Source organism: Candidatus Thorarchaeota archaeon, from assembly GCA_021498125.1.
Classification (GTDB): Archaea; Asgardarchaeota; Thorarchaeia; order Thorarchaeales; family Thorarchaeaceae; genus B65-G9.
Genome location: JAIZWL010000001.1, coordinates 1,199,753 through 1,220,892 on the forward strand (window position 1 = coordinate 1,199,753; position 21,140 = coordinate 1,220,892).

Sequence of the window (21,140 nt, forward strand, 5' to 3'; positions counted from 1 at the left end):
GTATGATCAGTCTGCTCCTACTGTACTTGGGACATATATTATTATATTTTAGCGAGCAATTCACTATTTTATCCCGACTTAGTGCGCCTCTTTGAATGAATTGTGTGTTTATTCAGTTTGAGCGACAAACAGTTGTGAACAGTCCTTATTGTTATCAAGTTTCTGATATTGCGCATCTTGTTTTGACTCTCTTCCGATAGTTTGCTCACCTATTTTAGCTAGACCTTTTCCACTATGATGTCAATCTTTGGTGACTGGCCAATCTGATACTATTGAAACTCCGCACATTTTTATAAAAAAAGAGTAATATATATATATGGCATTTACACACAGGTAGGACCCAGTGGTTGATATGAAGGCATATACGTTATTGGTGCGTATATCTCTGATTGTATTTTTTGCAATTTTGGTTTCTGCAGCAGTTCATCCTGCTCAGAGCCCAGCGCTTTTGAATACTGTATTTACAGATAATACTATGGAGTCCCTTCCCCGGACGGGAATTGTTCCAAGGTATGCTCCGGCCTATACTTCGCACAGCCCCATCACTATCAGCTCGAATGCCGATTTTGCAGCACAGGGCTGGCCAGGAAATGGTAGCACGGGCAATCCCTATGTTATAGAGGGCCTGAACATCACAGCATCTGGGAATTGCATCTCCATTAGTAATACAAATGTTCATTTTGTGATTAGAGGTTGTCTACTCTCTGGTGACACCACTGGTGATGGAATCTACCTCTTTAACGTGACCAATGGAAAGATCTCTGGTTGTCTTGTTCAGAACAAGTATTATGGTATCCGTCTGGAGTCCACATCAAATAGTACTATTGTAAATTCTACGGTATCTTCAAATGCTATTGTTGGTGTGGAATTCAATACGGTTACGAACAGTAGTATCGTCAATAGCACAATCAATTCGAATGGGCGTGATGGCGTCTACTTCTATTCTTCGACGAACAGTAGTATCGTCAATAGCACAATCAATTCGAACTCACAATATGGCGTGTTTATTTCATATTCCATAGGCTGTAGTGTCGAAGGTAGCACAATATATTCGAACACATACCATGGTGTGCTTTTCTTTCACTCAACGAGTAGTCGGATCATAAATGGTGAATTTTATTCAAACGGGAATGATGGGATTTTCTTTGATTCCACAACTGAGAGTAGTGTTGTGAATTCCACCTCCTATTCAAATCAGCAAAATGGTGTGAACTTTGACTCCTCGACGGACTGTACGATCGTCAATAGCACAATCAATTCGAATACGCAAAATGGTGTGAACTTTGACACTACGACGGACTGTAGTATCGTCAATAGTACGATTGGTCCGAACGAGAATAACGGAGTAGGCCTTTATCAAACTACGAACAATAGTATTGTAAACAGCACTATTGCCTCGAGTGGGTATAATGGTATATATTTATGGTACTCGACTGGTAGCTACTTATCGCAGAACACGTTTTTGAATAATGGAATCTATATTTATGGGAGTCAGCCAAGTTACTGGCACCACAATATCAGTTCTGATAATATGGTGAACGGGAAGATTTTGGGTTACTTTTGGAGTCAGAACGGTGGCACTATCGATGGGAGTCAGTACGGGCAAGTGATCTTGGCCAACTGCACAGGAATGCGTGTGGAGAATGGCTATTTCCATAATGCAACAGTGGGAACGGAATTAGGCTTTTCGACCAATATCACCCTCGCGGACAGCATTATCTCTTCGAATGCACATGATGGTGTCTATTTCTATTCCACGTCAAACAGTAGCATCGTGAATTGTACTATTTCTTCGAGTGGTTTTGATGGTGCCCATTTCTCGTCAGCCGCGAATAATACGATCTCACATAGCACCTTTATGAATAATGGTCTATTGGTTTTCGGATCTTCTATATTTCATTGGCATCAGACGGTTAGTTCTGACACGACTGTGAACGGAAAAACACTGGGCTACTTTTGGAATCAGACTGGTGGCACTATCGATGGGAGTCAGTACGGGCAAGTGATCTTGGCCAACTGCACAGGAATGCGTGTGGAGAATGGCTATTTCCATGATGCATCAGTGGGCTTGGAGATAGGTTATTCCTCCAACATAACGGTAGTGAACAGCATAGCCACATCTAATGCTCATTATGGCATGCTCTTCTCATACTCATCGAATATTGATATTGTAAATGCCACGATTAGTTCTAACCCGTTATATGGCACACTTCTCTATTACTTGACGAATAGTACTGTCGTGAATAGCACGATCAGTTCGAACGGGGATATCGGCATGTATCTCTATTCATCGACTGGCTGTAGTATCGTGGGCAGCACAATCTCGTCGAATGAGCAGCATGGTATATACTTCTATTACTCGACGGATTGTAGTATTGAAGACAGTACGATCAGTTCAAACGTGTACGAAGGAGTGTATTTCACATCCACAACGAACTGTAGTGTTGTGGAAAGTACAATATCTCTGAATTCGTATGGTATGTGGATCTCGTCTACAACGAGTACTAACATTGTTGGCAGTACTATAACTTCGAACAATATTGATGGTATGCATATTGTTTCTACAACGGATAGTAGTGTCGTGAACAACACGATCACTTCGAACGGGGAAGATGCTGTGGAATTTGTTTCCACAACGGATAGTAGTATCGTGAACAATACAATCGATTCAAATCAAGGTGTTGCAGTGTTTCTTTCTTCTTCCTCATATAGGAACATACTGGCAAACAACACTCTCAGTCTGAACTCCGTTGGAGTTGTTATTGACAGCTCTTCGACTAACAACACACTCTGGTTCAACGTCTTTGCGTGGAATCGAAATAATAATGCCTACTCCGATGGCCCCGACAATCAATGGAATTCTACAAGCGTGGGGAACTATTGGTCCGATTATTCTGGTACTGGTACCTACAACATCCCCGGTAGTGGTAACAATATCGACTACTACCCGATGACGTGGACCGATACTACACCTCCGACGATTGATCATCCCGCCGATCTCCAGTATGACGAAGGGGTAAGTGGCAACGCGATCACATGGAACCCGAGTGACAGATATCCCTCACACTACGAAGTGTACAGGAATGGGACACTTGAAGAGTCTGGTGACTGGAATGGTAGTTCTATCACTGTGAACGTGGATGGCTTGAGTCTGGGAGTGTATAACTATACCATCGTAGTCTATGATGCCGCAGGAAATCACAACCAGGACACGGTCTTTGTCACAGTCGTGGATGGGACCGCCCCTACGATCGACCACCCTGCGGATGTAGAGTATGACGAGGGTACGACTGGTCACTCGATCACATGGGCTCCGAGCGATGCTCATCCCTCAAGCTACAAGATCTATAGAAACGGGACAGTAGTGGACTCAGGAAGTTGGGATGGTAGTTCTATCACTGTGAACGTGGATGGCTTGAGTCTGGGAGTGTATAACTATACCATTGTTGTCTATGATGTAGGTGGAAATCACAACCAGGACACGGTCTTTGTCACAGTCGTGGATGGGACCGCCCCTACGATCGACCACCCTGCGGATGTAGAGTATGACGAGGGTACGACTGGTCACTCGATCACATGGACTCCGAGTGATGCTCACCCCTCACGTTATGAGGTCTACAGAAACGGAACAGTAGTGGACTCAGGAAGTTGGGATGGTAGTTCTATCACTGTGAGTGTGAACGGGTTGAGTGCGGGAACGTACAACTACACGATCGTGGTATATGACGTTGCGGACAATCATGTGACAGATACTGTCTTTGTCACAGTTGAAGATGGGACCGCCCCTACGATCGACCACCCTGCGGATGTGGAGTATGACGAAGGCACGACTGGCCACTCGATCACATGGACTCCGAGCGATGCTCATCCCTCAAGCTATATCGTCTACAGAAACGGAACAGTGGTGGACTCAGGAAGTTGGGATGGCAGTTCTATCACTGTGAACGTGGACGGACTGAGTGTAGGTGTTTACAACTACACACTAGTGGTCTACGATGAGGCCGGGAATATGAATAGTGACATGGTCTTTGTCACTGTTGTTGATGGAACCACACCGGCAGTTGATCATCCCGCAGATGTGGAGTATGACGAGGGCACGACTGGTCACTCGATCACATGGACTCCGAGCGACGCTCACCCCTCAAGCTATATCGTCTACAGAAACGGAACAGTGGTGGACTCAGGAAGTTGGGATGGCAGTTCTATCACTGTGAACGTAGATGGCTTGAATTTGGGAGTGTATAACTACACACTAGTGGTTTATGATGAAACTGGGAATCACAACCAGGATACGGTCTTTGTCACAGTTGAAGACGGGACAGCCCCGACGATCGACCACCCCGATGATGTGACCTATGATGAGGGCACAACTGGTCACTCGATCACATGGACTCCGAGTGATGCGCACCCATCACGCTACGAAGTATATCGGAATGGTACCCGTGTAGGTTCAGGAAGCTGGACTGGGACTCCCATCACTATGAACGTGGATGGACTGAGTGTGGGAACGTACAACTACACGATCGTGGTCTACGATGTTGGAGCGAATTACGTGACTGATACGGTCTTTGTTTCAGTCGTAGATGGGACAGCCCCGACGATCGATCACCCCGATGATGTGACCTATGATGAGGGCACAACTGGCCACTCGATCACATGGACACCCAGTGATGCCCATCCCTCACGTTATGAGATATACAGAAACGGAACAGTAGTGGACTCGGGAAGTTGGGATGGCAGTTCTGTTACTGTGAGTGTGGACGGGTTGAGTGTAGGAGTGTACAACTACTCATTGGTGGTCTATGATGAGGCCGGACACCTGAACAGTGACATGGTCATTGTCACAGTACTCGCTCACAGTACTACTCCCACAACCACCACAACAACCACAACCACTACTACTACAACCACAACGGCAACGGGCACTACCTCCCCCACTACTACAACCACAACAACGTCTACTCAAGGTGGGCTGAGCTTAGTAGTCTTGATCGGTATCGCAGGAATCGGTGCTGTTGTGATCGTCATCGTAATTTTCATGATGCGAAAGCGTCCATGATGGCTTCACATTAAGTACCAGTCTAGAAGGTGGTCTTGAGATTCAAGACTGCCTCTAGACCCGCTTTTTTTACTCTCGTGTTGTACCATGGATTGCATAATCGCATTAGCCTCGTGAGTACCTTCAAGAACTTCCGCAGTTTTACGCACTTTTCCCCGATCAGTTTTAATTATTTGGGATGATTCCTTTTCAGTACTGATCAATACGTGTTTCGAACTAGTACAGTCTGATGTTCCTCTTACTGATTCCATGTTCAAAATGGGCGCAATGCATGTTGCTTCCTCTCTCATACTACGTTATCTATGATCATCGCGTAAATCATTTTGAAGGGTCATAAATGGTTACTGTGGAGAATCGACTCTGATGATTTAGTATCTTCTGGGGCCGCTCATGTAATTCTATAACGTTGGTTAAATACAATCTGATTGGATGATGGGTCGGTGATCAATAATGAAGAACCGATGGAAAATTGGACTTGGACTCCTGTTTGCAGTACTGATGTTGCAACCAACCTTTATTGCCGATGTTGCTGCACAGCAGAATCCAACTATGCCTACAACGATGCCCACACACCCACAATTCCCCACGCCCCCAACACGGGAGCAGAGACCTGATGGGACTATGTTCATCAGAACGGATATTATTACAATTATGGCGACCAGCCAGATGCCCATGTTTCAGTTCTGGTTTGCTGCCGATGAGAATGGTACGATCGCCAAATTCTCACTTGCGTATCTTGGACTTGTAGAGTTCGAAGACGCTAACGGTGATGGTGCGTACCAGTCTAACGAGACCCTCTACTATGCTCCTCTTGCAGCATATGACTGGACACTCCTATCAGGAACTGTCGAGTCTAACGGCACTACTACGGAAGTATGGCTGAAGTACGTCAAGGGCGGAGTCCGTTCTGCTGGAATGGTTCCCGGAATCCCTGATGTTGATGTCCATAGTAGTTCTGCTGTCAATAGGTTCGCAGATGTGACGCTCCAGATCTGGGCACACATCTACCTCAATGATTACGAGGGCAATGTCACCGACGATCACGGTGTCAAGGCGACCTATCTTGTTCAGGGCAACTCTGAGCTCAAGATGGACATTGAGATTGGTAATTTCCCCTTCTCTACTAACACATCAAGTGTTGCTCTTCAGACCCTTCTCCGTGAGACCGAAGTCACAGGCGCACAGAACCAGCTACGTCACAGATTCAGGGTTCATGAGCGGACTGGTGATCTAGTTGGTCATTCCGGAATCGATTGGAATTCCAAGCCTGGGAACGAGACCCGTTTTCAGGATGTGACCAACACTGCTGTCCAGAAGATCGATCTGACGGACGCAACGACTGGTGTCCCCCAAGGTTTCTACAGCTGGGTTGATCAGGCAACAGTCACGTGGCCCGGTGGAGAGACCGAAGCTGTCAACGTCACTGCCTCCTACGTTCCCGCAGGCGTAGGTCTAGCTGTCTATCTTGCATACCCGAACTTTGATGGTGGATCTCTCCTCCATGACCCATCTATTGGTGTCTACCCCGATGCAGCTCCAACCACACAAGCTCCTCTGCTTGATACCACTCTCATCATTGGGATTGGTCTGTTTGCAGTCATTGCAGTTGCTGCTATCGTAATTCGACGCCGATAGTCGTAGCCCCCCATAGGCGGAGTGTAGGCTCACTCCGCCACCTTTTTGTTTAGTAATGCTTTTAGAAAACTTGATGGAATGTTCTATGTTGACTCGGTGATGTGCTTGAAGGTAAGAGTTTCCTTGATGGCTTTGCTGCTTCTGCTCGCAATGTGTAGTATGTCTTCTCCCGTTAACGCTGCGACAGATAGTGATATTCTCCTCGATCCCCTCACGATTCAAGTGTATATCCATCCTAATGGCACAACTACTTTTTTCATTGATGCGACAGTACGGAACGTTGGAACAGACACCATAGACGTTCTGACTCTGAGAATAGATTCTCTAAAGCTGAGCCTTCAGTCATCCCTCGTAGATGGGCTTTCTACAAGCGCTTCTCTCAATCAATTGGACCGATACACTGAGGTGTTGATACCGTTACCGTCTTCGCTTGAATCCGATAGTTCTGTTTCTATTCATATTCAAGCGGTGGCTAACGATATTCAGTCAGAGGCGCTTGAGAGTGATGATGGCCTCTATTTACAAAGGAGTATGATCTATTATTTTCGACCACAGACAACTATCCATAACTTTACCTTTATTGCAGTTCTCCCACCACACGCCTCCCTCAGTAGTGGTTCTGCCGCACCCCTATTTCCAACCGTGGACGGGAACTATACGGACGGAGAGTCGCTGATCTTTTACTGGAATATTACCTCCATGGAACCTGGCCTAGAACAGGCTTTCATTGTCAAATATGAAATTCCGGACACCCTTGTTACTGCACAAGTTTCTCCAGTGCTTCCTTCCTCATTGTTTCTTGGAATAGGCATTCTCCTCGGCATTGGTGGTGCCTTCCTTGCTCCCAAGATCTTTCGTCGTATTAAGAAAAGACGTTCTGTCAGATACGTCAGCATTTCTGATGATGAGCAAGAGGTCATTGATATCCTTCGGGTGAAGGGAGGTTCGTGTCCTCAGAAAATGATCGTTGACGAGCTTGGGGTCTCGCAAGCAAAGGCCAGTCTTCTCCTCAAAGCACTTGAAGAACGGGGAATAGTCCGGCGTTTTCGTGATGGTCGAGCGAACATGGTCCACCTCGTTGAGGACTGAGTTATTCATTCGGCGGCTTTGTGAAATAACCCAATCTTGATTCAAATCAATCAGAGGAGATCGTATCTGAACTCAATCATGGCGTAATGATACAAGTTGTTCGGATACAATCTTGTCCATTGACTTTTTGCGCAGGTCTTTTCTTCGGCCAAGTATTTATATCGGTCACACTGGTCTTAAACAGTCAAACACCGTATTGAGGTGTACTCTTGAGTTCGTCTAGGAAGATTAGAGTTCTTGTTGCAAAGCCCGGTCTGGATGGTCATGATCGTGGCGCGAAGGTCGTAGCCCGAGCCCTGCGAGATGCAGGAATGGAAGTCATTTACACAGGTCTACGGCAGACCCCAGAGATGATCGTTCGAGCCGCTGTTGATGAGTCCGTTGATGTCATTGGTCTCTCTATTCTCAGTGGAGCTCACATGGCCCTGTTCCCAAGAATTATGGAACTTCTTCGTGAAGAGGGTGCAGATGACATCATTGTCATCGGTGGTGGAATTATTCCTGAGGATGATGTCCCGGAGCTCAAGAAGGCGGGCATTGCTGAAGTCTTCGGTCCCGGTACTCCGCTGAACGAGATTGTTGACTTCATTAAGGAACACGTCAAAGTATAGCCTTTATCTTTAGAGAGGACCAGCACAGTGTCGATACCAGACTTAGTTGATGGCGTGCTTGCAGGACGGAGACGCGATCTTGCACGACTGATCACCATGATCGAGAATGAGGACCCCCACTCGGCTGAGGCCCTGAGTCTTCTTTACAAACATACTGGGCATGCTCACATCATTGGGATCACAGGCCCCCCCGGTTCGGGAAAGAGCACTCTGGTGACTCGGATCACTGGTGAATATCGTAAGCGCGACAAGACTGTAGGAATTGTGGCAGTAGATCCCTCCAGCCCGTTCAGTGGTGGTGCCCTGCTTGGCGACAGAATTCGTATGCAGGAACATAGTCTTGACAAGGGCGTCTTCGTGCGAAGCATGGGGACTCGTGGTCATCTAGGAGGGATCGCTCGTGCAACCTCTGATGTCGTTCGTGCAATAGATGCATCCGGACGCGATATCATTATTGTCGAAACCGTCGGTGCTGGTCAGTCGGAAGTCGAGATCATCGATATTGCTCATACGGTCATAGTTACTGATGTGCCAGGAAGTGGTGACGACATTCAGGCGATCAAGGCAGGAATCATGGAGATTGCCGACATATTTGTCGTGAACAAAAAAGATCTTCCGGGTGCCGATAAGAAGGTCGTCGAGATCAATGCCATGCTTGACCTAGACCAGAATATGGGTATGTGGCGGCCTCCTGTCGTTCTTACAAATGGACGTACTGGAGAGGGCATTCCCGAGTTAGTCGATAAGATTGAAGAGCACATGAAATATCTCATTGAGAGTGGCACGCTTGAGCAAAAGGGTCTCCAACGTAGCCGTGAAGAACTAGAGCAACTGATGGAATATCGGCTCACACAAGAACTCCTCCGGCATCTTCAAGATCGTCCAGAGTATGATGATGCAATTCGAAAGATTGCCAAACGTGATGATGATCCTTACACCGTAGCACAACGATTGATCGCTGAGTTCTTGGCTGGCTACTCGCGAGAGGAGGAATAATAATGTCGGACAAGGGTGACCTGAGTGACGCTCTAAAGAAGTGGGAGGACACAACGGTATCTAAGACTATTAACAGATTTCCTGAACGGAAGCAGGAGTTCTCTACGCTCTCGGGTATCCCCATTAAGCGCCTCTACACCCCCCTTGACACGCAACATCTTAATTATGCGACATCTCTCGGATTTCCTGGTCTGTATCCTTTTACACGTGGCGTACAACCAACCATGTACCGTGGCCGCTTCTGGACGATGCGGCAATACAGCGGTTTTGCAACAGCTCTGGAGACCAATCAGCGATTTAGATTTCTCCTAGAGCAGGGGCAGACAGGGCTCTCGGTCGCATTTGATCTGCCCACACAAATCGGCTATGACTCCGATGACCCGTTGGCCAAGGGCGAAGTGGGAAAGGTCGGTGTCGCTATTGACTCGCTTGCAGACATGGAGGTACTGTTCCAATCGATTCCCCTTGACAAGGTCAGTACCTCGATGACTATCAATGCTCCAGCCGCAGTACTCTTGGCCATGTATATAGCAGTTGCAGAAAAGCAAGGGGTTTCAATGGACAAACTTCGAGGGACTATCCAAAACGATATTCTCAAGGAGTACGTGGCACGTGGTACGTACATCTTTCCGCCGCAGCCCTCAATGAGACTCATTACTGATATCTTCAAATTCTGTTCCGAAAAGATGCCCCTCTGGAACACGATCTCGATCAGCGGCTATCACATCCGGGAGGCTGGATCAACAGCCGTTCAAGAGGTCGCCTTTACAATAGCCAATGGGATCGCCTATGTGCAGGCTGCTCTTGATGTGGGTCTTGATGTTGACAAGTTCGCATCACGCCTCTCATTCTTCTTTGGGTCTCATAGTGACTTCTTCGAGGAGATTGCAAAGTTTAGGGCGGCGCGGCGCCTATGGGCTCGTATCATGAGGGAACGTTTTGGTGCCAAGAGTGACAAATCTTGTCGAATGCGATTTCACACACAGACTGCGGGATGTACACTCACAGCACAGCAACCTGAGAACAATGTTATTCGAGTCACCCTTCAAGCGCTCCAAGCAGTTCTTGGCGGGACCCAGTCGCTACACACGAATTCCCGTGATGAGGCGCTCTCACTCCCGACAGAGGACTCGGTTCAGATCGCTCTCCGGACACAGCAGATAATCGCCTACGAGTCTGGTGTGGCTGACACGATTGATCCTCTGGCTGGTTCTTATTTCATCGAGCACCTGACAAATGAGATTGAGAGCAGGGCTATGGAATACATTACAAAGATTGACGAACTCGGGGGGTCTCCAGTCGCTATTGAAAAGGGGTTCATTCAACGAGAGATCACTGCAAGTGCTTATGAGCATCAGCGATTGGTCGATGCAAAGGATCGCATTGTTGTTGGTGTTAACAAATTCACTGTAGATGAGGAGCAGAAGTTCGATTACATGCGTGTTGATCCTGAAGCCGAGCGCCGTCAGGTGGAGCGCGTTCAGAAGGTCCGCAAGTCACGTGATCGGTCCGTTGTAGATGCTGCACTTGCGGCGTTGCGTGAGGGTGCAAAGGGTGACGCAAATCTAATGCCGTTAATCTTGGATGCCGTTCGGGCTTATGCGACGTTAGGAGAGATCTGCGGCGTTCTTCGTGATGTCTTCGGCGAGTATCGTGCCCCTGATGTACTATAGGTGATGAACTTATGACGATTGAGAAGATTGACCATGTTGGAATTGCGGTAAAGAGCCTCTCCGAAACCTTGCCTTACTATCGAGATGTTCTCGGACTTGAATTTCTCGGTGATGAAGTTGTACCTGAACAGAAGGTCCATGTGGCATTCCTCAAGATTGGAGAGAGTCGTATCGAGCTCTTGGAACCGACCTCCGAAGACAGTCCCATCTCCGGTTTTCTAGAAAAGCGTGGTGGTGGTATTCATCATATTGCTGTTCTTGTGGATGATATCGTGTCAGCTCTTCAAGAGCACAAGGCAAAGGGCTCACGCCTGATAGACGAGTCGCCTCGTAATGGTGCCCACGGGATGAAGATTGCTTTTGTTCATCCCAAGTCTACTTCTGGTGTCTTGCTAGAGCTCTGTCAGATAGATCAATAGTTGGTGGATATCCAACGCGCCTCTGCTCTTCTCACCGTTTTCATGCTCGAACATAGATTTATCTGAAAATTTTCGGATATATTATCGTATTCGGAGGTGAGCAAGGTGACTGAAGAGTCGCTTGTATCTCATTTCGACTATTATCGGCTGGCCAAGAAGTATGAGGCTACTGGTCGGTATAAGGAGGCCATTGAGGCCTACAAGAAGGCTATTGAAAAGAAAAAGGACTATGCTCATGCATGGTATTACAAGGCCCTGTTGCACCACAGACTCAGGCAGTACAATGATGCCAAGTGCTGTGCAGAGACCGTACTAAGACTCCAACCAAGCTGGAACGAACATGTTCGAAAGATCCTTGCGGACTGTGAAGCGCACATACGTTAATCCTATTCACGATGATCTCAACTGTTTCTTAATTCAAGGCCATGTCAGTGAGCGTTAGGTCTCATAGGTCTATTTTTTTAATCCTGCCTTTTCGAGGATCTCTACTACGGCTCGTGCTGCATATTCAGTGTCCTCTCTTGAGACCATCCGGTTGAATGCAAATCGAACCCGTTCTCCATATTCCCCATATACTAGCACGCCTCGTTTCTTTAGCTCCGCAGCAAGTCCAGCTGCATCAATGTTGAGGTTATCTAGACCAATGAACAGAAGATTAGTTTCAGGTCTGTTGAGAACGAGTCCCTCCACCTTTGTGAGTTCCTTGTAGAAGAGCTGTGCATTGTCGTGATCCTCTTTCAGACGGTCTATCATCTTCTCTAATGCAACGATTCCCGGGGCTGCAATGATGCCTGCCTGTCGCATTCCACCGCCCAGTCGCTTTCTGACCCTTAATGCGTCGTGTATGAACTCCTCTGTCCCCGCGACGAGGGAGCCAATAGGTGCGGAGAGGCCTTTGCTGAGGCATATCTGGACCGAATCGATTTCCTTGACAAGCCTACTAGCTGGGATATCAAGAGCCACAGCAGCATTGAACAGTCGTGCGCCATCGCAGTGTATTTTCATATCATGGTCATGGGCTACTCTAGCAAGAGCCTCCATTTTGTCTGGAGGCACAATGACGCCTCCTGCGTAATTATGCGTGTTTTCAATGACGACCATTGCGGTGCGTGCATAATGTGGATTATCCGGACTAATGACGCTCTCCAAGGTCTCAGGAGTGATATAGCCTCTGACCCCATCAACCGGCTTGGGAAAGAGTCCTCCTAACGAGGCCATGGCACCTGCCTCAAAGAGGAAGGTGTGTGACATTCGTTCCACAACGACCTCTTCACCTGGTCGTGCCTGAGTCAATAACGAGATCACGTTGCCCTGTGTTCCTGATGTGACCAGCAGCGCAGCCTCTTTTCCAAGGATGCGCGCAGCCTTTTCCTGTAGCTCTATGACTACCTCATCTTCACCCGCGACATCATCACCGAGTCTTCCTTCTCTATGGGCCTGTACAATAGCATCGATCATATCGTCGGTCGGGAGTGTAAAGGTGTCACTGCGGAGTTCGATCTGCTTCATGTTCGATTCGCTTCGTTATGCTTTACACATGACAAACCATTCTATGAATTTAGGTTTGTGATTCGTGCCTTCTAAGTAAGCTATAAAGCCTTGAGGGCAGCAGGCGTGTAAGGAGATACACGGACATGGACTCTGAGCTGGGCTATCTTGACAAGGTCCGAAAATTCAGGCGCGATGCGCGTCTATACATTCTTACAGGTATGATGACGGCCTTCTCATTTGGTATCTCCAATGTGATCTTCAATCTCTATTTCTTAGAGGTCGGTTTTGGTGAGGACTTTATCGGGTTCTTTCTCTCGATTTCGCTCTTTGCCTCATCAGGCATCGCATTGATTGCTGGTGTTCTCTCGGATAGAGTCAGCAGGAAGAAGATGGTCATCATTGCTAATCTGGTTTCATTGATCGCCTTCTTTGTCCAGTATACATTTCTGAATCCGATCGGTCTTATTATCTCGCAGGCAGTTCTCGGGCTGGCGATTGCCTTTAACTCGGTTTCATGGTCTCCCTATATCACCGAGTTGACGACGAATGAAGAACGGGCCCATCTCTTTGGTGTCAGCGGTGGCCTGTCACTTCTCAGTGTGCTTGCAGGAAACATTCTTGGTGGTTTTCTTCCTGGACTACTGTTGCGAGGATTCGAACAGATCTCCAGTCTTGCTATTGCCTATCGATGGACTCTCTGGCTCAGTCTCATTCCCTATGCTATTGGGATCCTTGTCATATTCTCTATGACTGGTGACACTCCAGATGTTTCCAGTCTTGTTCGATTTAGTAGAAAGGACGTGAAACATTGGGGCTTTATCGGGCGCTATGCTCTTGTTGTAGCGACAGTGGGGCTTGGCGCCGGAATGATAGTGATGTTCTTCAACATCTTCTTCTCGGCAGAGGCCACCTTTGGCGCCAGTCCTGAACTAATTGGCATCATCTTTGGCATCAACACAATTGTCTTGGCCATCGGGAATTTTGTTGCTCCTGCACTGGCTGATCGTTTTGGGAAGGTCCGTACTGTTGTAGTGACGGAACTGTTTTCGATTCCCTTTCTACTCATGATCGCTTGGGCAACGACCTTGGAGCTTGCAGTGCTTGCGTATGTATCTCGGACTGCATTGATGAATATGGCTGGTCCTGTGTCGCAAGCGTTCTTCATGGAGTCGCTGACAAAGAATGAACGTTCGACGGCCTCGGGAATTGTCAATACAGGCGATTCATTCGCACGAGGCATTGCAGCAAATATTGGCGGTTGGCTCTTAGCTCAGGGTTTCTATCGTCTGCCGTATCTCCTAGTTTCAGGTCTGTATCTCCTTGCTGTAATCCTATTCTATGTATTCTTCCATGACAAAGAAAAAGAGCTGAAGGCTCGTGAGAGTGCAGAGATTCTCAAAGAGCCATCAAAAGAGCTAGAGTTTGATTCTACCTGATGAAGATGGAACTGGTCCATCCCGTCTACGGATACATATCGAAGGCCCGCTTTGAAATCTCCTCATCGGCCGGGAAGATGAGCGGTATCGACGTGTAGATCGTCTCACATGGGGATCCTTTAGCGACGTGGAAGACCATCTTAGGTTTCCCGGTTTCCGATACATGATCGATCTCTACAACATAGCTCATGACGGTCTTTGCATCTCCATCCTTTTCGGGATGCATGCAAATACTGGACTGTCCCTTCTGTTCACCGTGATCCTTGAGTAACTCAAAGATATCCTTGACATTGTCCACATTCTTGATCAGTTCATAGCCTCGCTCAACACGTCTGACTGATGTGTCATACATGGTTTCGGTGTCAAGCATTATGTGATGGCTCGATCTGAGGACTTTACGTTTTGATGTCTCAACTGAATAATCATCAAGAGCTATCTCTATTGCAAGAACACTGTCAAGATCTGCGAGAATGAGGTTCCCCCATTGATATTTGCGCCCGCTCTTTAGATGATCCTCGACCATGCTTAGACCATCTTCTGCGTCCTTTGCAAACATTAGAATCTGTTCGGTTAGTTCATGGTACGATGGATTATCCGTGTTTCGTACATGAGTATTGGCAACAGTCAGACCGTACCGATTTACACCAATCGCCAGTCCTGAAACATCACCTGTGACTACATTGATACCTTTGACGCCAAAGCAATCCACATCGTAGAACAGGGTATCCTTTTGATGTTCAGTATTCATGTCTCTGTTTTTGAACAGGAGTGTCTTTTGTAATTCCGGAAGAATCACAGCGCCGGCGAAACTTGTCATAATGTCTCACTCATTTCAAACCTAAAACCAACCAATATAAGTCGTTATCTGTTGTTATATTTCACAAAATAGCATCTCCCAAGAGGGCATTTTATGCCGAGTCTGTATGATGATCTTCTTGTAGAACCTGCTAAATTCAAGTCCTTCGCACCTCGGATCTTCTCTTATTCACTTGTAACCTCCACGAATGAAGTAGCTCGTGGGCTCATTGATCAAAATGCCGGGGACGGAACTGTTGTTGTTGCCGATTCCCAGTCACAAGGTCATGGACGATATGATCGCCGGTGGGAGTCACCCCTGGGCGGCCTCTACCTGTCATTACTTCTCACGCCTCGAATAGATGTTGCGCACGCCCCGCTTCTCGGTCTTCTCTGTGCGGTTGGAGCAGCCTATACTGTGCATCAGATCTCACAGGAGGATGCGCTCCTTAAGTGGCCAAACGATCTCTTGTTGAAAGGCAAGAAAATAGGTGGTATATTGAGTGAGCTTGTGATCGGGCAAGAACCACTTGCCATCATCGGAGTGGGTGTCAACATCAATATTGTGCTTCATGATCTCCCGCCGACAGTACGCGAAAATAGCACTTCTCTTGCTCATGAGACTGGTCGTAAATTTTCTCTCAGCGAGGTTCTGCTTGCTCTCCTAGAGAACGTTGACAAGCTGCTCGCGAGGGTCGAAGCAAGCAATAGTTTTGATTCTGTGCTGGCCGAATGGAGACGGCTGAGCGCTACACTTGGGCGGCAAGTGGTTGTTACCGGGCAATTTAGGGAGGTAGAGGGGTATGCTCTGGACATAGACGAGCTTGGTCGTCTGATCGTTCAACAGAGCGACGAATCCGAAGTGATCGTTTCCATCGGGGATGTTGAGCATCTCTCCATGTGAGTTTTGGACTCTCACCGTGTTGGCATGCATGTGACTATCTTTGATGAACCGGGACAGGTGGAGCGATAGTATGAGTTGACTTGAAACATACCATAATTAGAGGCTCTGCCAGGTGATCTGGATAGATACAAATGTTCTCGTTGTTGTAACGTTTGCGTCCGTGCAAGAAGTCTGTGAGTTGGGTGTAGATGGGTACTACTGTTGTAAAGGTGCGTCCGGAAGATCTTCGAAGGCTGAAAAAAATATTACTTGACCATACTGGTGTGTCTGAACGAAAGACAACGAATCAATATGAGGTGTTTCGACTCTCTTACGCAGGAGGGAACATTGTCGCCTATACCAGTGGCAAAGTGGTGACCAATTCTACCGATGTGGCCCGTTTGGTCCGTGAGGGGATCATGGCCCTTGGTGCAAAAGATACGCATACCATTATTGGATCAGACGAGGCCGGAAAGGGTGAATGGATTGGTCCTCTTGTTGTAGCAGCTGTAGCTCTCTCTTCCCAACAGGCATTGGAGTTGCAGGGGTTCGGAGTCATGGATAGTAAGGCGGTCCCACCACATCGGATGCAAGAGCTGGCTGCTGCTGTTCAACGTGCTGCACTTGCTTACAAGATTGTTCTGATCACTCCAAAGAAGTTCAATGAGATGTTTCGCCAGTTCCATGAAGAGGGGAAGAATCTCAACGATCTACTGGCTTGGGCCCACGCAAAGGCAATTGTCGAGACCCTTGAGCAACTTGGTGCAAAGGACAGAACGCCCCTCACAATTATTGTAGATGAGTTTGCTCGTGCAAAAGCTCGCGAACGAATCAGTCGCGTAGTTAATCTCTCTTCAGTGAAGCTCATCCAGCGCCCACGGGCTGAAGATGCAATTGCGGTTGCCTCGGCGAGTATACTTGCTCGTGCAACACGTGACGACTGGCTCCTGCGTAAGTCCCGCTCCCTTGATATTGATCTGCTATCTGTTACTGTAGACTCTATTCGTTCTCATCCTGCCTTTGAAGAACTGGTGAAGATCGATTATATCTAACAACCTCTATCATCCGATTTATTAAGGGACAAGTTTCAATTTGTAAATTGATTCCCATGACAGAAACTCCAGCAGCAGGATTAGGCCGCCTCGACAAGCTACTTCCGGTATGGATTCTTCTTGCTATGATCTTGGGGATTCTATTGGGCCGATACGTCCCCGGTGTTGCAGTACTTCTGAACTCCCTAAGTGTTGGGACCACATCGATTCCAATTGCCATCGGATTGCTTTGGATGATGTATCCTGTGCTTGCAAAAGTGAAGTACGAAGAGATGGGACGGCTGCGTGGAGAAAAACGTATGTTTGGGGTCTCGTTCATACTGAACTGGATACTCGGTCCCATCATTATGTTCAGTCTGGCCTGGTTATTTCTTGCTGATCTTCCCGAGTATAGAGTGGGACTGATTCTTGTGGGCCTTGCGCGATGTATTGCAATGGTGTTGATCTGGAACTTTCTTGCTGGTGGGGACTCAGAGTCCTGTGCCATTCTTGTAGCAATTAACTCTCTCATGCAGATTTTATTATATAGTTTTGAGGCGTGGTTCTACATCTCATTTCTATCTGCCCTCATTGATCCCGCCGCAGCGACTGTAGTGCAGGTGTCATTGATTGACGTTGCAGTCAGCGTTCTTATCTTTCTGGGGATTCCACTTGCCGGGGGAATGATTACACGGTCAATCTTGTTGAAGCGACGCGGTGCTGAGTGGTATGATCGAAAGTTTGCTCCCAAGCTCGGGCCAATAGCATTGATTGGTCTTCTCTACACAATTGTCATGATGTTCTCCCTGAAGGGAGACGCCATACTTGAACTGCCTCTTGATGTTCTCAGGATCTCTCTACCACTCCTCTCATACTTTCTCATCATGTTTCTGATTGCCTTTGGTATATCCTATGTTCTGAAATTTAATTATGAGAAGAATGTGACGATCTCCTTTACTGCTGCGAGTAATAACTTTGAGCTTGCCATTGCAGTTGCTATTGGTGTCTTCGGGATCAGTTCTGGTCAAGCATTGGCAGCAGTAGTAGGGCCGCTCATCGAAGTCCCCGTTCTGGTTGGTCTGGTGTATGTTGCTATGTATTTCAAAAGACGTTTCTATGCTCTAGAGGATTCGCGTGTGGCCTCATCTTAGTCGGCCTCTTCCGCGAGCACCCGCCGAATCTTCTTTAACAGAGCTGCGATCTTTTCACTTGAGATCCAGTAGATCTTTCTTTGCCCCTCACGACGTTCTGACAATATATTTGCTCTCACTAACTGAGAGAGATATGACGAAATTGTAGACTGGGCTAATCCAATACGTGGCGCAAGTTCACATTGGCAGAGTTCGCCATCAATCAATTCTTCAACAATTTGTAGTCTGACCGGGTTACTAAGTGCCTTATGAAATTCAACACATCTGTTTACGGTCTTTTTATCCGCCATTCTACAGACCTCAATCTTACCGTTTCATTCTTCTCTATTAACGTTTGTTAGACGGTCTTATAGGATATGTTATCCTACTATGGTGAGTTTGTGGTCAGGGGGAATATTCATATTCTCCTCCCGCGTTAAGCGATGAAGACCTGTGAGGACTCAAAGATGCCGAATGATCCGTTCGAACGACTAAAGGAGATGCGTGAGCAGGCACGTCTGGGTGGCGGCCTTGAGCGTCAGAAAAAACAGCACGAGCAGGGGAAGTATACCGCGCGTGAGCGGATAGAGAAACTGCTTGATCCCGGTTCGTTTGTTGAGGTTGACGAGTTCGTTGTTCACCGTTGCACAGATTTTGGTATGGACAAGAAAAAGATACTCGGCGATGGCGTCATCACCGGTTTTGGAACGATCGATGGTCGAAAGGTCTTTGTCTTCAGCCAGGACTTTACTGTGTTTGGTGGTTCGCTCTCTGAGATGTTTGGCAAGAAGATCTGCAAGATCATGGATATGGCCATGGATGTGGGTGCACCAGTCGTTGGGCTTAATGATGGGGCCGGAGCACGGGTGCAGGAGGGCGTAAAGGCACTTGCTTCCTATGCGGACATCTTCTATAGGAACACGATCGCCAGCGGAGTCATTCCACAGATCAGTGCAATTATGGGCCCCTGTGCCGGTGGTGCTGTCTATAGTCCCGCAGTGACAGACTTCACGCTCATGGTGAAGGAGACCTCGCATATGTTCATCACAGGTCCGGAAGTCATCAAGACGGTGACTGGCGAAGAGGTCACCTTTGAGGACTTGGGCGGTGCAATGACTCATGCGTCAATCAGTGGTGTTGCTCATTTCGCTTCAGAAAATGAAGACGAGTGCTTCATACAGATTAAAAAACTATTAAGTTATATGCCAAGCAACAACTTGGAAGACCCACCACGAGTCGAGACAGGTCACAAACCCGATGATGTTGATACCTCAATTGATGAGGTGGTGCCTGATGATCCAAACAAGCCCTACGACATGCGCGATGTTGTGGCGAAGGTTGTGGATAATGGCGAGTTCTTTGAGGTCCACGAGCACTGGGCCAAAAACATGATCGTTGGGTTCGCACGATTTGATGGACGGTCGGTGGGTATAGTTGGAAACCAGCCCGCTCATCTTGCAGGTACACTTGATATTGATGCCTCTGACAAGGTTTCGCGGTTTGTACGGTTCTGTGATGCCTTCAATATCCCTATCATCACCTTCATGGATGTACCGGGTTACCTCCCCGGAACGGCTCAGGAGTGGGGCGGAATCATTCGTCATGGCGCAAAGATCCTCTATGCGTTCAGTGAGGCGACAGTCCCCAAGATCACAATCATCACTCGCAAGGCCTATGGTGGAGCATATGATGTTATGAGCAGCAAGAACATTGGTGCCGATCTCGTCTATGCTTGGCCTACTGCTGAGATCGCCGTCATGGGACCACAGGGAGCATGCAACATCATCTTTCGCAAAGAGATCAATGCTGCAAAGGACCCTGAGAAAAAACGACAGGCACTCATCGCGGACTATCGTGAAAAGTTTGCTAACCCTTACATTGCTGCTGGGCTCGGGTATATCGACAAAGTGATCTTGCCGCATGAGACCCGTCCACTCATCTGTAAGGGGCTGGATGTCATCTCTAGTAAACGAAAGACTCGTCCGCCTAAGAAACATGGGAACATTCCTTTGTAGCTTTTAGTGTCTTTGGTGTTATCCAGCACCAAAGACAAAGGCGAATCCAATTGCAATTGAAACATTGAGCAATAGGATCATTATGATGATTGAAGCGATTGTGTTTATACTCTCTCTTTGTACGCCTACTCTTGGAACGAAAAATCCGCTATTTCTCTTATACTCTTCATATTCTTGTCCATACCTTTTGGACAAGTATGATTCCTCAACAAGTGCAAGGATCACGTAGATGAAAAGAATGCTATACCATGTTGCTATCATCATGGGTGGTTCGATCCACGAGATTCCAAACGTGGTCATTTGTAACACATAAGATTGGGCAGTAAAACCAATAGTGACGAGTAACATACCAAAATATTGTGGATGTCGCATTCTTCGATATAGCCCTGTTGTCACAAGACCGTGTTTCTTGTGTTTATGCAGATGAATTGCCGATTGTATTATTATGACAGTTCCACCTATGACAGACCATGAATTGACGTAATCTCCGACAAAGAGATTTACTATTGCTCACGGCAATGTTCCTATATCCGATGCCATGAAGATGATGTACCAAATGAATGGTATTGCCATAAGGCCGATCCAGATTTGTAATGGAGGGATCGATGCGACCAATGGTATTAGATGACCTACAAAATCAGTGATGCGCTTCAGCACCATCTGAACTTTTCCGTTTTGTGTTTCGGCGGATACCATATAATCTCCCATTTATCCATACTATGGTTTGATTTTAATCAGATTTGTTGAACGTAATCTGGTCCTATCTGATTAAAATGTGGTGTATCCCAGGGGAATAAATTTATTTAAAAGGTTAAACATATTAATAATTCCCTTACGAATTTTCACAGCCTAAAGTCAATCTCTATATACTCCCTGT

The 21,140-nt window shown here is 47.2% G+C and carries 18 protein-coding genes; 13 read left to right on the forward strand and 5 right to left on the reverse strand.

Annotation, left to right across the window (positions count from 1 at the left end):
- Positions 1-352 precede the first annotated feature (352 nt).
- From K9W43_05765 to K9W43_05800, 8 genes are all read left to right on the forward strand, one after another.
- Positions 353-5,059, forward strand: coding sequence for a right-handed parallel beta-helix repeat-containing protein (locus tag K9W43_05765; GenBank protein ID MCF2136734.1), 4,707 nt, complete (start codon positions 353-355; stop codon positions 5,057-5,059).
- A 450-nt stretch (positions 5,060-5,509) separates the two neighbouring features.
- Complete coding sequence (locus tag K9W43_05770) at positions 5,510-6,694, forward strand: hypothetical protein (GenBank protein ID MCF2136735.1); 1,185 nt, start codon at positions 5,510-5,512, stop codon at positions 6,692-6,694.
- Positions 6,695-6,820: 126 nt separating this feature from the next.
- Entirely contained in the window at positions 6,821-7,783 is a 963-nt protein-coding gene (locus tag K9W43_05775) for a hypothetical protein (protein MCF2136736.1), read from the forward strand.
- Between the two features lie 209 nt (positions 7,784-7,992).
- A complete protein-coding gene (locus K9W43_05780; protein ID MCF2136737.1) occupies positions 7,993-8,394 on the forward strand; it encodes a cobalamin B12-binding domain-containing protein in 402 nt (133 codons plus the stop codon).
- Positions 8,395-8,421: 27 nt separating this feature from the next.
- Positions 8,422-9,390 carry a methylmalonyl Co-A mutase-associated GTPase MeaB gene (gene meaB / locus K9W43_05785; GenBank protein ID MCF2136738.1) on the forward strand — a complete coding sequence of 323 codons (969 nt, stop codon included), beginning with the start codon at positions 8,422-8,424 and terminating at the stop codon, positions 9,388-9,390.
- Positions 9,391-9,392: 2 nt separating this feature from the next.
- A complete protein-coding gene (locus K9W43_05790; protein MCF2136739.1) occupies positions 9,393-11,063 on the forward strand; it encodes a methylmalonyl-CoA mutase family protein in 1,671 nt (556 codons plus the stop codon).
- A gap of 11 nt (positions 11,064-11,074) precedes the next feature.
- Positions 11,075-11,482 (forward strand): methylmalonyl-CoA epimerase, encoded by a 408-nt coding sequence (gene mce / locus K9W43_05795; protein MCF2136740.1) that lies wholly within the window; start codon positions 11,075-11,077, stop codon positions 11,480-11,482.
- A 105-nt stretch (positions 11,483-11,587) separates the two neighbouring features.
- Entirely contained in the window at positions 11,588-11,866 is a 279-nt protein-coding gene (locus tag K9W43_05800) for a tetratricopeptide repeat protein (GenBank protein ID MCF2136741.1), read from the forward strand.
- A gap of 69 nt (positions 11,867-11,935) precedes the next feature.
- Here the strand turns inward: K9W43_05800 and K9W43_05805 are convergent, their stop codons facing one another.
- The gene (locus K9W43_05805; protein MCF2136742.1) at positions 11,936-12,991 is read right to left on the reverse strand and encodes an aminotransferase class I/II-fold pyridoxal phosphate-dependent enzyme; all 1,056 of its coding nucleotides are present in this window, start codon (positions 12,989-12,991) and stop codon (positions 11,936-11,938) included.
- Between the two features lie 125 nt (positions 12,992-13,116).
- Here K9W43_05805 and K9W43_05810 point away from each other — a divergent pair, with 125 nt between their 5' ends.
- Complete coding sequence (locus K9W43_05810) at positions 13,117-14,409, forward strand: MFS transporter (GenBank protein ID MCF2136743.1); 1,293 nt, start codon at positions 13,117-13,119, stop codon at positions 14,407-14,409.
- 25 nt (positions 14,410-14,434) lie between these two features.
- Here the strand turns inward: K9W43_05810 and K9W43_05815 are convergent, their stop codons facing one another.
- Positions 14,435-15,226 carry a C45 family peptidase gene (locus K9W43_05815; GenBank protein MCF2136744.1) on the reverse strand — a complete coding sequence of 264 codons (792 nt, stop codon included), beginning with the start codon at positions 15,224-15,226 and terminating at the stop codon, positions 14,435-14,437.
- Between the two features lie 93 nt (positions 15,227-15,319).
- Here K9W43_05815 and K9W43_05820 point away from each other — a divergent pair, with 93 nt between their 5' ends.
- The 3 genes from K9W43_05820 (at position 15,320) to arsB (ending at position 18,269) form a co-directional block, all read left to right on the forward strand.
- A complete protein-coding gene (locus tag K9W43_05820; protein ID MCF2136745.1) occupies positions 15,320-16,108 on the forward strand; it encodes a biotin--[acetyl-CoA-carboxylase] ligase in 789 nt (262 codons plus the stop codon).
- Positions 16,109-16,296: 188 nt separating this feature from the next.
- Positions 16,297-17,139, forward strand: coding sequence for a hypothetical protein (locus K9W43_05825; protein ID MCF2136746.1), 843 nt, complete (start codon positions 16,297-16,299; stop codon positions 17,137-17,139).
- 56 nt (positions 17,140-17,195) lie between these two features.
- Positions 17,196-18,269, forward strand: coding sequence for an ACR3 family arsenite efflux transporter (gene arsB, locus K9W43_05830; GenBank protein MCF2136747.1), 1,074 nt, complete (start codon positions 17,196-17,198; stop codon positions 18,267-18,269).
- On the opposite strand, the gene K9W43_05835 is transcribed toward arsB, so the two are convergent.
- Complete coding sequence (locus K9W43_05835) at positions 18,266-18,559, reverse strand: metalloregulator ArsR/SmtB family transcription factor (protein MCF2136748.1); 294 nt, start codon at positions 18,557-18,559, stop codon at positions 18,266-18,268. The two genes, arsB and K9W43_05835, sit on opposite strands and share 4 nt — an antisense overlap.
- Positions 18,560-18,715: 156 nt before the next feature.
- Between K9W43_05835 and K9W43_05840 the strand changes: the two genes are divergently transcribed.
- Positions 18,716-20,263 carry a methylmalonyl-CoA carboxyltransferase gene (locus K9W43_05840; GenBank protein ID MCF2136749.1) on the forward strand — a complete coding sequence of 516 codons (1,548 nt, stop codon included), beginning with the start codon at positions 18,716-18,718 and terminating at the stop codon, positions 20,261-20,263.
- An 18-nt stretch (positions 20,264-20,281) separates the two neighbouring features.
- On the opposite strand, the gene K9W43_05845 is transcribed toward K9W43_05840, so the two are convergent.
- Together K9W43_05845 and K9W43_05850 are read right to left on the reverse strand one after the other, a co-directional pair.
- Positions 20,282-20,686 carry a DUF1295 domain-containing protein gene (locus K9W43_05845; protein ID MCF2136750.1) on the reverse strand — a complete coding sequence of 135 codons (405 nt, stop codon included), beginning with the start codon at positions 20,684-20,686 and terminating at the stop codon, positions 20,282-20,284.
- Between the two features lie 87 nt (positions 20,687-20,773).
- On the reverse strand, positions 20,774-20,959 hold the full coding sequence (locus tag K9W43_05850) for a hypothetical protein (GenBank protein ID MCF2136751.1): 186 nt from the start codon (positions 20,957-20,959) through the stop codon (positions 20,774-20,776).
- Positions 20,960-21,140: the final 181 nt, after the last annotated feature.

Coding starts and splice junctions, on each gene's coding strand:
- K9W43_05765 (MCF2136734.1), top strand. CDS start 353: ATGAAGGCATATACGTTATTGGTGCGTATATCTCTGATTGTATTTTTT.
- K9W43_05770 (MCF2136735.1), top strand. CDS start 5,510: ATGAAGAACCGATGGAAAATTGGACTTGGACTCCTGTTTGCAGTACTG.
- K9W43_05775 (MCF2136736.1), top strand. CDS start 6,821: ATGGCTTTGCTGCTTCTGCTCGCAATGTGTAGTATGTCTTCTCCCGTT.
- K9W43_05790 (MCF2136739.1), top strand. CDS start 9,393: ATGTCGGACAAGGGTGACCTGAGTGACGCTCTAAAGAAGTGGGAGGAC.
- mce (MCF2136740.1), top strand. CDS start 11,075: ATGACGATTGAGAAGATTGACCATGTTGGAATTGCGGTAAAGAGCCTC.
- K9W43_05805 (MCF2136742.1), bottom strand. CDS start 12,991: ATGAAGCAGATCGAACTCCGCAGTGACACCTTTACACTCCCGACCGAC.
- K9W43_05810 (MCF2136743.1), top strand. CDS start 13,117: ATGGACTCTGAGCTGGGCTATCTTGACAAGGTCCGAAAATTCAGGCGC.
- K9W43_05815 (MCF2136744.1), bottom strand. CDS start 15,226: ATGACAAGTTTCGCCGGCGCTGTGATTCTTCCGGAATTACAAAAGACA.
- K9W43_05820 (MCF2136745.1), top strand. CDS start 15,320: ATGCCGAGTCTGTATGATGATCTTCTTGTAGAACCTGCTAAATTCAAG.
- K9W43_05825 (MCF2136746.1), top strand. CDS start 16,297: ATGGGTACTACTGTTGTAAAGGTGCGTCCGGAAGATCTTCGAAGGCTG.
- arsB (MCF2136747.1), top strand. CDS start 17,196: ATGACAGAAACTCCAGCAGCAGGATTAGGCCGCCTCGACAAGCTACTT.
- K9W43_05835 (MCF2136748.1), bottom strand. CDS start 18,559: ATGGCGGATAAAAAGACCGTAAACAGATGTGTTGAATTTCATAAGGCA.
- K9W43_05840 (MCF2136749.1), top strand. CDS start 18,716: ATGCCGAATGATCCGTTCGAACGACTAAAGGAGATGCGTGAGCAGGCA.
- K9W43_05850 (MCF2136751.1), bottom strand. CDS start 20,959: ATGGTATCCGCCGAAACACAAAACGGAAAAGTTCAGATGGTGCTGAAG.